Source organism: Pseudovibrio sp. Alg231-02, from assembly GCF_900143565.1.
In the GTDB taxonomy this organism is placed as follows: domain Bacteria; phylum Pseudomonadota; class Alphaproteobacteria; order Rhizobiales; family Stappiaceae; genus Pseudovibrio.
Map to the genome: position 1 here is coordinate 809,027 of NZ_FREX01000001.1, position 13,308 is coordinate 822,334.

A 13,308-nucleotide genomic window follows, 5' to 3' on the forward strand; every position below is an offset into this window, starting at 1 on the left:
ACTTGTGATTATTTTTGGAATATGTAATCTTTCAGGAAATGCTATTACCTGATTGGGAGAATCCGTTGAAATCACTTGATGTCATCACAATCGGCCGGTCATCGGTCGACCTGTATGGAACGCAGGTTGGCAGCCGACTGGAAGACATGTCTTCATTCAATAAGTATGTCGGCGGCTCACCAACCAATATGTCAGTCGGAACAGCCCGTCTTGGGCTGAAATCTGCCCTAATCTCCCGCGTAGGGGATGAGCACATGGGCCGTTTCATCCGCGAGCAACTGGTTAAAGAAGGCGTTTGCGTTGATGGTCTTGTTACTGACAAGGATCGCCTGACCGCCCTTGTTATTCTTGGCATTCGCGACAAAGAGCAGTTTCCGCTGATTTTCTATCGCGAAAACTGTGCCGACATGGCGCTGTGCGAAGATGATATTGATCCTGAATTCATCGCCTCAGCTGGTTGTGTGACTGTTACCGGTACCCATCTCTCGCACCCACGCACGGAAGCTGCTGTTCTAAAAGCGCTGCGTCTTGCAAAAGAGAACGGCTCCCGCACTGCTCTGGACATTGACTATCGCCCGAACCTTTGGGGTCTTGCAGGTCATGGTGATGGCGAAGAGCGTTTCATCGCCTCTGAAAAGGTGACCACTGAGCTGCAAAAGCACTTGCACCTGTTTGATCTGATCGTGGGCACGGAAGAAGAGTTCCATATCGCAGGCGGTTCCACCAACACTCTTGAAGCACTGAATGCTGTGCGCATGGTCAGCAAGGCTGCTCTGGTTTGCAAGCGTGGCCCAATGGGCGCTGTGGTGTTTGAAGACGAGATTGGTGCGAGCCTTGATGATGGCAAGTCCGGTCCGGGTTTCCCGATTGAAGTGTTCAACGTGCTTGGTGCGGGCGATGGCTTTATGTCTGGTCTGCTGCGCGGCTGGCTGAAGGATGAGACCTGGGAAACCACACTCACCTATGCCAATGCATGTGGTGCGTTTGCGGTCTCCCGTCACGGCTGTGCCCCTGCTTACCCAAGCTGGGAAGAGCTGCAGTGGTTCCTTGATAACGGTTCCTCCGAGCATGCTCTGCGCAAAGACAAGAAGCTGGAGCAGATCCACTGGTCTACCAACCGCAAGGGTGAATGGTCCAACATGAAGGTGTTTGCCTTCGATCACCGCTCTCAGCTGGAAGACATGGCAGCCAAAGTTGGCGCATCCGAAGACAAGATCCCTGAGTTTAAAGAGCTTTGCCTTAAAGCTGCTCAGCAGGTTCGTGCTGGTGGTGACGACTACGGCATTCTGTGTGATGGCCGCCTTGGTGAGGAAGCTCTGTTCAAAGCAACGGGTTCTGGTCTTTGGATTGGCCGTCCGGTTGAACTGCCAGGCTCTCGCCCACTGGAGCTGGAGATCGGCCCAGACCTTGGTTCGCAGCTGGCGGAATGGCCGGTTGAGCATGTGGTCAAGGTGCTGTGCTTCTACCATCCGGATGACAGCGCTGAGATGAAGGCCCGTCAGGAAGAGACCATTTTACGCCTTGCGCATGCATGCCGCGAAAATAATCTGGAATTTTTGCTGGAAGTCATCCCGTCCAAGGTTGGACCGGTTGATGATGATACCACCGCGACCATCATTCAGCGCTTCTATGATCTGGGTGTTTACCCTGACTGGTGGAAGCTGGAGCCTTTGAAGACCGATGCAGGCTGGCAGAAAGCGTGTGACGCGATCAAGGCGAATGATCCCTGGTGTCGCGGTATTGTTGTTCTTGGCCTTGATGCACCAGCTGAAGAGCTTAGCGCGAGCTTTAAGGTTGCAGGCAAGTATGACCTTGTGAAAGGTTTTGCTGTGGGCCGCACTATTTTTGCTGAGGCTGCTGAGAAGTGGCTTGGCGGAAACATATCTGACGCAGAAGCCATCGCTAACATGGTTGCAAAATTTGAAGGCCTCGGATCTGTCTGGGAGCAGGCCCGAATGGATAAGAAAGAAGTTGCATGAGCACGATCAGATTAACAGCCGCGCAGGCTCTGGTTCGCTATCTAGCAGCCCAGAAAACGCCTGAGGGAGACAGCTTTATCGCTGGGGTCTGGGCTATTTTCGGTCACGGCAACGTGGCGGGTCTTGGTGAAGCGCTTTATCACACGCAGGACACGCTGCCGACCTATCGCGGTCACAACGAGCAAGGTATGGCCCATGCGGCTATCTCCTATGCCAAGGCATCCAACCGTCGCCGTGCGATGGCTGTGACGACCTCCATTGGTCCGGGCGCGACCAACATGGTGACTGCTGCTGCGCTGGCTCACGTGAACCGCCTGCCGGTTCTGCTGTTGCCAGGTGATGTGTTTGCAAACCGTGCACCGGATCCAGTGCTTCAGCAGATTGAAGACTTTCAGGATGGCACTGTCAGCGCAAATGATTGTTTCCGCCCTGTAAGCCGTTACTATGACCGTATCCAGCGCCCTGAGCAGCTTTTGACAGCTCTGCCACGCGCCATGGCGGTTATGACTGATCCGGTCGAGTGCGGTCCTGTTACACTGGCCATGTGTCAGGACGTACAGGCTGAAGCTTATGACTGGCCTGTGAGCTTCTTTGAAGAGCGCACCTTGCACTTCCGCCGCCCTGCACCTGATGCAGCTGAGCTGGAAACTGCGGTTGCTGCCATCCGCGCTGCGAAAAAGCCGATGATCATTGCTGGTGGTGGTGTGCACTACTCTCTGGCAACGGATGATCTGAAGAGCTTTGCCGAGACGCACAACGTACCCGTTGCGGAAACGCAGGCTGGCAAGTCCGCTCTGCCATGGGATCATGAGCTGAATCTGGGCAGCGTTGGTGTGACCGGTTCTTCTGCTGCAAACGCTGTTGCTGAAGATGCTGATCTGATCATCGCAGTTGGCACACGCCTGCAGGACTTCACGACAGGGTCCTGGGCACTGTTTAAGAACCCGGATCGCCGTATTTTGCAGCTGAACGCAGCTTCTTATGACACTGGCAAACACAATGCGCTGCCGCTGGTGTGCGACGCGCGTGTTGGCCTGCAGGCTCTCAGCCAAAACCTGGGTAGCTGGAAGGCCGAGACCGAGACTGCGTCTCACCTTGCGACCTGGCTCTCAGCTGTTGAAAATGCAACGGCAGCCCCTGAGGGTGGCAATGAGCTGCCAACTGATGCGCAGGTGATTGGCGCTGTTCAGCGTGCGTCCAATGCAGACACCACTGTTGTGTGTGCTGCTGGCGGTCTGCCGGGCGAGCTGCACAAGATTTGGAAGACCGACAAGCCGGGTGGTTACCATCTGGAATACGGCTTCTCCTGCATGGGCTATGAGATTGCAGGTGGTCTTGGCGTGAAGATGGCCAAGCCAGAGAACGAAGTGGTCGTCATGGTTGGCGATGGCAGCTACATGATGATGAACTCCGAGCTGGCGACCTCCGTCATGCTGGGTCACAAGATCATTCTGGTTCTGCTGGACAACCGCGGTTACGGCTGCATCAACCGTTTGCAGATGGCAACCGGTGGTGACAACTTCAACAACCTGCTGGATGATGCCTACCACGTTGAGCCATCCAACATTGATTTTGCTGCACATGCGGGTGCAATGGGGGCAACCTCTGAGCACGTGAAGAGCATTGAAGAGCTGAGTGAAGCTCTGGAGCGCGCAAAAGCCAGCACCAAGTCCTACTGCATTGTGATCGACACGGATCCGCTGCCAACCATGCCGGAAGGTGGCCACTGGTGGGATGTAGCTGTGCCAGAAGTATCAAAAAGAAAAGAAGTTAATGAAGCTCGTAAGGGCTATGAGCATGCGCTGACCAATCAGCGTTTGGGGGACTAAGGCCAATGATCCGTTACGGAACCAACCCAATTGCGTGGAGCAATGACGACGACCGTACTCTTGGTGCGCACATTTCTCTGGAGCAGTGCCTCAAAGAAGCCGGTGAAATCGGCTTCGACGGCATTGAAAAGGGCCACAAGATGCCAACCGAGCCAGCTGCTTTGAAAGCTGCGCTCGACCCGCATGGTCTTGCCTTTGTTTCTGGCTGGCATTCCCTGAACCTGTTGGCTCACAGCGTTGAAGAGGAAAAGAAGGCGATCCAGCCGCACCTCGATCTGCTCAAAGCCATGGGCTGCAAGGTTTGCATCACCTGTGAGACCTCCAACGCGATCCACGGCGCTGATGATACCCCGCTGGCAGACAAGCCTGTGCTGGCTGATGACCAGTGGGCGAAGTTTGGCGCTGATGTTGAAGCAGTTGCTGCCTATTGTGCTGAACAGGGTATCTCGCTCGTTTACCATCACCACATGGGTACTGTGGTACAGAGCGGTGAAGAGATTGATCGCTTTATGGACGTGACCGGACCGAACACCTACCTGCTGCTGGACATTGGCCATGCATGGTTTGGTGGAGCAGATCCGGTTGAAGTTGCCAAGAAGCATATGGCGCGTGTACGCCATTTGCATGCGAAGAACGTTCGCCCGACTGTCCGCGCACAGGTTGAAGGCGAGCGCCTGAGCTTCCTGGAAGGCGTCCGCCGCGGTGTGTTCACCGTTCCTGGCGATAAAGAAGGCGGCGTTGATTTTGAACCTGTGCTGAAGGTTGCAGCCGAGCATGGCTATGAAGGCTGGCTGGTGATTGAAGCAGAGCAGGACCCTGATCAGCGCAATCCGTTCACATACCAGAGCATGGGCCTGAAAGCACTGCGTGAGATGGCTATCAGCGCTGGTCTTGATAAAAAGGTAGTCGCATGAGCAAGCTTCTCGTAAAACCCAATGGTACAGAGGGCAAGGTGCATGACATCACGCCTGAATCTGCCGGTTGGGGCTACGTTGGTTTTGGCCTTTATCATCTGGAACCGGGCGCAAACGCCAAGGAGCTGATGAAGGGCCGCGAGGCCATTCTGGTTATCGTGGAAGGCAAAGCCTCAATCACTTCTGATGGTCAGGACTTTGGTGTGCTTGGTGAGCGCAAGAACGTGTTTGAACGCATCAAGCCATGGTGTGTGTACGTTCCTGCCGGAGCTGAGTGGAGCGCAACTGCTGTTACCAAGCTGACACTGGCTGTGTGTACTGCTCCTGCAAAAGACGGCAGCTACCCTGCCCGCGTGATTGGCCCGGATGACATCCCTAGCGTTGAGCGCGGCGTTGGTGCCAACACCCGCTACATCCACCCGATTGCCATGGAAGACCAGGACTTTGCAGAGAGCCTGCTGGTGACTGAGGTTTACACCCCTCAGGGCAACTGGTCATCTTATCCTCCGCATCGTCATGATGAAGATAACTTCCCGGAAATGACCTATCTGGAAGAGACGTACTACCACCGTCTCAACCCGGACCAGGGTTTCGGCTTCCAGCGTGTGTTCACTGAAGATGGTGAGCTGGATGAGGCGATTGCTATGTCCAGCGGGGATGTTGTGCTGGTTCCAAAAGGGCACCACCCTTGCGGCTCTCCGTATGGCTACGAAATGTACTACCTGAATGTGATGGCTGGCCCGATGCGCAAATGGCGCTTCCAGAACCACCCTGACCACGACTGGATTGCACAGCGCGACGCAAAACCTGCGGACGCCTAAGGCACCTGATATCCGCGTGTTCCCACTGATATGTCCTTGGGAGCACGCGTTTAATAAGCGCGTAGGTTCTGCGGAAACCACCAGGCATTCGTTGGAGATGCGCGATATAAACGCTGTTGTGAAAGATAAGCTATGACTGTTTCAATTGGCCTGTTGGGAGCTGGCCGTATTGGCAAGACCCACGCAAAAGCTGTAAGCCAGCTTGAAAATGCCAAGCTGGCTGCTGTGTTCGACCCGTTTGAAGATGCTGCAAAAGAGATTGCAGCTCAGACAGGTGCACGCGTTGACGGCCTTGACGCCATCATGAATGACCCGGCTATTGATGCTGTGATCATCGCGACCCCAACTGATCTGCATGCTGAGCAGATTGAGCAGGCTGCGCGTGCTGGTAAGGCAATCTTCTGCGAAAAGCCAATCCATCTGGACGGCGACCGTGTGCGCGAATGCCTCAAGGTTGTTGAAGAGACTGGCGCAAAACTGATGGTTGGCTTCAACCGTCGTTTTGACCCGAACTTCGCTGAAGTGAAGCGCCAGATTGAAGCTGGAGTGATTGGTGACGTTGAGATGGTTCAGATCACCTCTCGTGACCCTTCCCCGCCACCAGTCGATTACGTGAAGCGCTCCGGCGGTCTGTTCAAAGACATGATGATCCATGACTTTGACATGGCTCGCTTCCTGCTTGGCGAAGAAGTTGTTGAAGTGAACGCCATGGGCAGCGCAATCGTATCTGAGGAGATCGGTGCTGCTGGTGACGTGGACACGGCAACTGCAACGCTGAAGACAGCAAGCGGCAAGATCTGCACCATCACCAACTCCCGCCGCGCCACTTATGGCTACGACCAGCGCGTGGAAGTGCACGGTTCCAAGGGTATGGTGTCTGCAGAAAACATGCGCACCACCACAGTAACTGTTGCAAATGGTGACGGCTACACTGCTGAGCCACTCATGGACTTCTTCATGGAGCGTTATGAAGCAGCTTATCGCATTGAGCTTGCTGCCTTCGTTGATGCCTTGACCAGTGGTTCCGAGATCTCTCCAAACGGCTTTGATGGCCTGAAGGCTCTCGAACTTGCTGAAGCTGCAACTGAAGAAGTTGCCAAAGCACGCGATCTGGCAAACGCTTAAGCTGCTTTAAAAACTGAATATGAAAAGGGCCGATGCATTGCAACGGCCCTTTTTTATTGGTCTAAAGCCTTCGCTTTACGCCATGGCTGCCTGACGGCGGACGGTGGCGATGCGGAAGCGGTTGGCGACGTAGGCGCCGTCTGTGAGGCTGGCGTTGCCTGCCGGGTTAGCGCCGGTGACGTGGAAGTCAGAGTACGCTGCTGACTGGTTCACGTAGATGTTTCCAGTCAGGTTCACAGAAAGCGGTGCGCCTGCCCATGCGTAGGCATCAGTGGCCTTGTCGATCACATCTTCATTGGTTGAATACAGCGCTGCGGTGATTGCACCGTGGCTCTTGGCTGAGCCTGCTGCGCGGGCGATGGCATCGTCGATGTCATCACAGGCGATGATGAAGGAGATCGGGCCGAAGCGCTCCTGCATGTAAGCTTCTTCTTCTTTGGAATCGACCGCCACAACGGTAGGCGTTGCAGAGCGAGCACCGTTCATGCCTTCCACTGGCTCAGAAGAGCGGATCACTTTGCCTAGTTTTCCGGCTGCAAAAATGCGTTCCAGTGTGGATGGGTTCTGCACGGCGCCGAGGATGGCAGCGGCACGAGCCGGATCGCCGAGGAGCTTGTCCAGTGAGATCTTGATGGCTTGCGCCACTTCCTCAAAGCTCTTCTTGCCGTCGTTGGTTTCAATGCCGTCACGGGGAACGAAGATGTTCTGCGGAGTGGTGCACATTTGACCGGAATAAAGCGACAAGGAAAACGCGATGTTGCTGGCCATGCCGCGCAGGTTGTCAGTCGATTCAATGGTGATCGCGTTGACGCCAGCTTCCTCGGTGTAGACCAATGCATCACCTGCGTTTTCACGCACCCATGCACCAAAGGCATTGGAGCCGGTGAAGTCGATGATCTTCACAGCATCATTGGTGACCAGCTCCTTGGTTTTTGGCGCTTCTGCGGTATCAGCAGCCAGCATCAGTACGTTTGGATCAAAGCCAGCGTCTTTGAGCACCTCACGGCCAATCTGAATGGAGATAGCCATTGGCAGGATCGCCATTGGGTGCGGTTTGATGATGACCGGATTGCCAGTGACGAAGCTTGCGAACATGCCTGGATAGGTGTTCCAGGTTGGGAAGGTCGCACAGCCGATGACCAGCGCAACACCGCGTGGCACAACGCGGAATTTCTTGTCGAGCACGATCGGATCGTGCTTGCCCTGCGGCTTGGTCCAGGTCACCTCGGTTGGAGTCTGGGTCATCGCGTCATAGGCATAAGCGACGGCTTCCAGTCCTCTGTCCTGCGCGTGCGGGCCACCTGCCTGAAACGCCATCATGAACGCCTGACCGGAGGTGTGCATCACTGCATTGGCGATGAGGAAGGACTTTTTGTTGATGCGGTTCAGCATTTCCAGCGCAACGCCAACGCGTTCTTCAACGGTTGCTTTCGCCCAGCTCTTGCCAGCTTCTGAGGCTGCTTTGACCAGCTCTGCCGGGTCGGCATCTTCATAGGTGACGCCCAGCTCTTTGCCATAGGGAGACGATTCTGCGCCTGTCCAGTTGCCGTTGGTTGGCTGGCCCAGTGCGAATGGCTTACTGAGAATCCCCTCAAATTCTGCAAGCTGATCGTCTTTTGCTGTTTCACCATAGATCTTACCGGATGCGATCTCAGGATAAGCGGACCAGTAATCTCTTGATTTACTTGTCTTTACTGCTTGAAAGAGCGTGTCTTTATGCGTTTCAAAAAAGTTACTCATTGTTCCTCCTCGAAAAACCTGCGCCTACCGCAGTGCTTCTTCGACCAATGTGTGACCTTAAAGCGCTCCACAATTACTCCAGATCGCGCGAACACTTTAAGGTCTCTTGTTTCCTGCGTATTCTCTTCCCAAAACCGGATTCCACTTTTGGCGAATACGCTCTGAATTCCAATTGACAGCGGTTTCACTTCCAGACAATAATTTACCGACCGGTCAGTCATTTCAAGCAAAAAGTGCTGAAACCATCGCCCAGCCTACGAAATGATTAGGTTTTCCAGAGGGCTCTCCTCATGAATTTGGAAGTTCATTGGGAGCAAATTGGTGGTTCACTGGTGAGTGATGATTGATCTATTTGGAGGGAGAGACCATGAGCGAGACCACAGTCATTTCCGAGCAGAGCATTTTGGTGGATGTGAATGACACCTACCACGTGATTACGCTGAACCGCCCTGACAAGCTGAACTCGTTCAACGACGAGATGCACCGTGCGCTCTATGCGGCGCTGGAAGCTGCGGACGCAGATGACAACTGCCGCGCCATTTTGCTGACGGCTGCAGGCAAAGGCTTCTGCGCTGGTCAGGATCTTGGTGACCGCGTGAAGCCGACACCAGACTCCCCTCCACCGGACCTGACCCAGACCATCGGTGATTTTTATAATCCTCTCATCCGCAAGCTGAAATCGATCAACATACCGATCGTGTGTGCGGTCAATGGCGTGGCAGCTGGCGCAGGCGCCAACATTGCCATGGCGTGCGATATTGTGATTGCCTCTGAGAAAGCCAAGTTTATTCAGGCGTTTGCCAAGATCGGGCTGGTGCCGGATTCTGGCGGCACCTACTTCCTGCCGCGTCTCGTGGGTTCTGCCCGTGCACGTGGCCTTGCCATGCTGGGCACGCCGATCACCGCTGCGCAGGCCGCGGAATGGGGCATGATCTGGAAGTGCTCTTCTGCCGAGACCTTTCTGGAAGAAGCCACTGCTATGGTGCAAGAGTTTTCTGTTGGGCCAACCATCGGCCTTGGTCTGATCAAGCAAGCGCTGAATGCGTCTGAAGGCAACACACTGGATGAACAGCTTGATCTGGAGCGGGATTATCAGGGTGAAGCGGGCCGTACGCCGGATTATCTGGAGGGCGTGACGGCCTTCATGGATAAGCGGGCTCCAAAGTATTCAGGCAAGCGCTGATGAACAAGCAGGAATTAGCGGAGGCCGTTGCGGCCTCCATGTGGGACGAAGACGAGGCGACACAAGCGCTTGGGATGACGCTGGACGAGATTGCACCCGGACGGGCTGTGATTTCCATGAAGGTGATGGAGCGCATGACCAACGGGCATAAGACCTGTCATGGCGGGTACATTTTTACCCTTGCAGACAGTGCCTTTGCGTTTGCATGCAACAGCCATAACCAACGTGTTGTCGCCTTCCAGTGTTCCATCACGTATCTCGCCCCTGCTTTTGAAGATGATGTTTTAACGGCAACAGCCGAGGAACTTACCGTGCAAGGCCGATCCGGCATTTACGACATTCATGTGCGCAATCAGGACGGCGCGCATATTGCAGAATTTCGCGGAAACTCGAGGACCATCAAAGGGACGCATATCGAGTTAAGCACCTAGTTTTTATGGATGACCAGCATTTGAGGAGGAGAAAATGTTGGAGGTTGAAGAACGCAGGCCCGATCTGGAGCCTATTGAAACGGCAGGACGGGAAGACCTGGCAGCGCTGCAATTGGAGCGCATGCGCTGGTCAGTGCGGCACGCCTATGAGAACGTAAAGTTCTACAAAGACAGTTTTGATGCAGCTGGCGTGCATCCTGATGATCTGCAAAGTCTTGCTGATCTGGCGAAGTTTCCATTTACCACCAAGCAGGATTTGCGCGACAATTATCCGTTCGGGATGTTTGCTGTTCCGGAAGAGGATATCTGCCGTATACATGCATCCTCTGGCACCACAGGCAAGCCAACCGTTGTTGGCTACACCAAGAAGGATATTGAAACCTGGGCTGGTGTGGTTGCGCGTTCCATTCGTGCAGCAGGTGGCAAGCCGGGTGACAAAGTGCACATCGCTTATGGTTATGGGCTGTTTACAGGCGGTTTAGGCGCGCACTACGGGGCGGAAGCGCTTGGCTGTACTGTTATTCCAATGTCTGGCGGTATGACAGAGCGGCAGGTGCGGCTCATTGAGGACTTCAAGCCTGAGATCATCATGGTCACCCCGTCTTACATGCTCTCCATTCTGGATGAGTACCGCAAAGAAGGGCTGGACCCGCGCAAGAGCTCCATCAAGATCGGCATCTTTGGAGCTGAGCCATGGACCAACTCCATGCGCGAGGAGATTGAACAAGCCTTCGACATGCATGCGGTTGATATTTATGGCCTTTCAGAGGTGATGGGTCCAGGTGTGGCGCAGGAGTGTGTGGAGACCAAAGACGGTCTGCACATCTGGGAGGATCACTTCTATCCGGAGATCATTGATCCGGTAACTGGTGAGGTTCTGCCGGATGGATCTGAAGGTGAGCTGGTGTTTACCACGCTGACCAAGGAAGGTCTGCCGATCATCCGCTATCGCACCCGCGACCTAACCCGCTTGATGCCGGGCACAGCCCGCAAGATGCGGCGTATGGAAAAGATCACCGGTCGGTCTGACGACATGATGATCGTACGCGGTGTGAATGTGTTCCCGACCCAGATTGAGGAACAGATGCTGCGCTGTGACGGGCTCTCCCCTCACTACCAGATCCAGATTGCCCGTAAGGGACGCATGGACCAGCTGACCGTCAACGTGGAAGCCGCTGCACATGCAACATCTGACGCTGATCGTCTGGCAAGTGCCAAGGAACTGGCGGTTCATGTGAAAAACAACATCGGAATTTCGGTTGGGGTAGACGTGGGCCTGCCAAATTCCATAGAACGAAGCCAAGGCAAGGCCACGCGGGTTATCGACCTGCGGCCTAAAGAAGATTAACGGAATTAAAAAGCATGGCGCGCACCAGAGCAGCGGATTATGACGACAAACGCAAATCCATATTGAAACTATCGGCGCGCGCCTTTGCGCAGCAAGGTTATGACAAAACCTCGATGGCGCAGCTCGCCAAAATCTGTGGGTTCTCCAAGGCTTTGCTCTATCACTACTACGAGAACAAGGAGACGCTGCTGATCGACATCATCAGCGCTCACCTTGAAGAGCTGGTTGATGCGGTGGAAAGTGTTGCTCAGGCAGAGCAGGACCCGTTGGAGCGCTTACGCGGCCTGTGCCGTGCTTTACTGCTGGCTTATGAGGACGCAGATTCTGAGCATAAGCTGCAGATCAACGAGCTGTCCTTTCTTCCAACAGAGAAAAAGCAGGACATCATTGAACTGGAGCGCAAACTTGTTGCCATCTTCGCCAAGGCAGTTGCGGCCACAAACCCGCAGTTTGGCGATGGAAGTGCCCTGATCAAGCCCGTCACCATGAGCCTGTTTGGCATGCTCAACTGGTCTTATCTATGGTTTAAACCGGGCGGCGACCTGACCCGCGAAGGTTACGCGGATCTGGTGGTGCAGTTGTTGCTGAACGGCTCGCAATCCATACAAGGTACGGCGGCGAGCTAAGCCTCGCCTGCCGCTCTTACGATTTCACCAGTGCCTGCGCTGCAAGTTGCTGCATCATGTCTATGTAGCGGGCTTGCGTCCAGTTGCAGTCGATACGCAACTGTTCCCAATTGCGGACGGAGAGTATTGTGAGGAGTATATCAGTTGCTTCCACCTCGCTCATGCTGTCTGTCAGTGCGCCATCTGCCTTGAGCGCCTGAACCGCTTTTTCGCAGCCGTCACGGATGGCGCAGATTCGGTCATTCCAAGCAGCAGCTGCCTCTTCATCGGTCTCCTGCATGGCCATCAAAGCTTTGGCCACACCAAAAATCGTCGGGATGTAATTGCCCCAGGTTTCGACCCAGGCCTCCAGCCTTTGCGTACCGGATGCAGCGCTTCGGCTTTTAGCCAGCTTTGCGTCTATGTCGTGCACCTCATCCAGATAACGCGTTGTAGCGGTGAGCAAATCTGCCCGATTGGGAAAGTGCAGATAGAGCGCTTGGCGGCTGATTTTTGCCGCCTTTGCGATGTCTGACATGCGCACAGCACTGCCATTTCCGGCCTCCAGTAACTGCCATGTGGATTTTAGGATGCGATCACGAGTGGGAATATTCTGACTTGACACGATGTCAATATAGATGCGATTGACACGATGTCAACTTTACACCATGTAAAGCAGGAAAGGATAGAGCCATGAAAGTTATCGTATTTGGTGCAACGGGCACTGTTGGCAGGCTTGCCACGGAGAAGATGCTGGCAGATGGGCATGAGGTGACGGCCTTTGCCCGCAGCCCGAACAAGCTGCAGATTGAGCATGAAAGCCTGACGCTCCGAGCTGGTGATGCAACGTCCCGCGATGCTGTCGCAGCCGCAATTCAGGGCCATGATGCCGTGGTGATTACGCTTGGCGCCGGCATGTCGCGCAACAGCACCATCCGGTCTGTTGGTACGCGCAATGTCATTTTGGGGATGCAACAACATGGGGTGAAGCGGCTGGTCTGTCAGTCTACACTTGGAGCACATGAGAGCTGGTCCAACCTCAACTTCTTCTGGAAGCGGATCATGTTTGGCGCGTTGTTGCGACCTGTGTTCAAGGACCATGAACTGCAGGAAGAGCTGGTGCGGGTGAGCGGTCTGGACTGGACTATCGTGCGGCCCAGCGCGTTTGCTCCAGAGCTTGCAACTGGCAGCTATAAAGAGGACTTCCCAGCTACAGACCACCGTCTTTCTTTGAAGATTGCGCCTTCAGACATTGCCGGATTTCTCAGCCGTCAGCTCTCAGAGGCGCAGTACCTTCACCGTGCTGTGGGGATCTCCACTTGAGGTCTTATAG

12 protein-coding genes are annotated in these 13,308 nt (G+C 54.6%); 10 read left to right on the plus strand and 2 right to left on the minus strand.

What is annotated here, in order from left to right; all coding sequences use genetic code 11:
• Positions 1-38: 38 nt before the first annotated feature.
• The 5 genes from DHN43_RS03465 (at position 39) to iolG (ending at position 6,668) form a co-directional block, all read left to right on the plus strand.
• Positions 39-1,979 carry a bifunctional 5-dehydro-2-deoxygluconokinase/5-dehydro-2-deoxyphosphogluconate aldolase gene (locus DHN43_RS03465; protein ID WP_199914765.1) on the plus strand — a complete coding sequence of 647 codons (1,941 nt, stop codon included), beginning with the start codon at positions 39-41 and terminating at the stop codon, positions 1,977-1,979.
• Complete coding sequence (gene iolD, locus DHN43_RS03470; RefSeq protein WP_108817732.1) at positions 1,976-3,808, plus strand: 3D-(3,5/4)-trihydroxycyclohexane-1,2-dione acylhydrolase (decyclizing); 1,833 nt, start codon at positions 1,976-1,978, stop codon at positions 3,806-3,808. The genes DHN43_RS03465 and iolD overlap by 4 nt, the downstream gene beginning before the upstream one ends.
• A 5-nt stretch (positions 3,809-3,813) precedes the next feature.
• Complete coding sequence (gene iolE / locus DHN43_RS03475) at positions 3,814-4,722, plus strand: myo-inosose-2 dehydratase (RefSeq protein ID WP_108817733.1); 909 nt, start codon at positions 3,814-3,816, stop codon at positions 4,720-4,722.
• On the plus strand, positions 4,719-5,543 hold the full coding sequence (gene iolB / locus DHN43_RS03480; RefSeq protein WP_057465008.1) for a 5-deoxy-glucuronate isomerase: 825 nt from the start codon (positions 4,719-4,721) through the stop codon (positions 5,541-5,543). The genes iolE and iolB overlap by 4 nt, the downstream gene beginning before the upstream one ends.
• A 132-nt stretch (positions 5,544-5,675) precedes the next feature.
• Positions 5,676-6,668 carry an inositol 2-dehydrogenase gene (iolG, locus tag DHN43_RS03485; protein WP_063306639.1) on the plus strand — a complete coding sequence of 331 codons (993 nt, stop codon included), beginning with the start codon at positions 5,676-5,678 and terminating at the stop codon, positions 6,666-6,668.
• A 75-nt stretch (positions 6,669-6,743) separates the two neighbouring features.
• Here the strand turns inward: iolG and paaN are convergent, their stop codons facing one another.
• Positions 6,744-8,408: a phenylacetic acid degradation protein PaaN gene (gene paaN, locus DHN43_RS03490; protein WP_108817734.1), complete on the minus strand. Its 1,665-nt coding sequence runs from the start codon at positions 8,406-8,408 to the stop codon at positions 6,744-6,746.
• Between the two features lie 367 nt (positions 8,409-8,775).
• Between paaN and paaG the strand changes: the two genes are divergently transcribed.
• Genes paaG through DHN43_RS03515 form a run of 4 tightly spaced genes read left to right on the plus strand, consistent with a single transcriptional unit; the run spans position 8,776 to position 11,996 of the window.
• Positions 8,776-9,591, plus strand: a complete 816-nt coding sequence (paaG, locus tag DHN43_RS03500) for a 2-(1,2-epoxy-1,2-dihydrophenyl)acetyl-CoA isomerase PaaG (RefSeq protein ID WP_208980473.1) — start codon at positions 8,776-8,778, stop codon at positions 9,589-9,591.
• On the plus strand, positions 9,591-10,022 hold the full coding sequence (gene paaI / locus DHN43_RS03505) for a hydroxyphenylacetyl-CoA thioesterase PaaI (RefSeq protein ID WP_057465005.1): 432 nt from the start codon (positions 9,591-9,593) through the stop codon (positions 10,020-10,022). Before paaG ends, paaI begins: the two co-directional genes overlap by 1 nt.
• A gap of 34 nt (positions 10,023-10,056) precedes the next feature.
• The gene (gene paaK / locus DHN43_RS03510; protein ID WP_063310041.1) at positions 10,057-11,370 is read left to right on the plus strand and encodes a phenylacetate--CoA ligase PaaK; all 1,314 of its coding nucleotides are present in this window, start codon (positions 10,057-10,059) and stop codon (positions 11,368-11,370) included.
• A 14-nt stretch (positions 11,371-11,384) separates the two neighbouring features.
• Positions 11,385-11,996 (plus strand): TetR/AcrR family transcriptional regulator, encoded by a 612-nt coding sequence (locus tag DHN43_RS03515; RefSeq protein WP_108817736.1) that lies wholly within the window; start codon positions 11,385-11,387, stop codon positions 11,994-11,996.
• A gap of 16 nt (positions 11,997-12,012) precedes the next feature.
• Here DHN43_RS03515 and DHN43_RS03520 read toward each other — a convergent pair whose 3' ends face one another.
• On the minus strand, positions 12,013-12,600 hold the full coding sequence (locus DHN43_RS03520) for a TetR/AcrR family transcriptional regulator (protein WP_108817737.1): 588 nt from the start codon (positions 12,598-12,600) through the stop codon (positions 12,013-12,015).
• 68 nt (positions 12,601-12,668) lie between these two features.
• Here DHN43_RS03520 and DHN43_RS03525 point away from each other — a divergent pair, with 68 nt between their 5' ends.
• On the plus strand, positions 12,669-13,298 hold the full coding sequence (locus DHN43_RS03525) for an NAD(P)-dependent oxidoreductase (protein ID WP_108817738.1): 630 nt from the start codon (positions 12,669-12,671) through the stop codon (positions 13,296-13,298).
• Positions 13,299-13,308 lie beyond the last annotated feature (10 nt).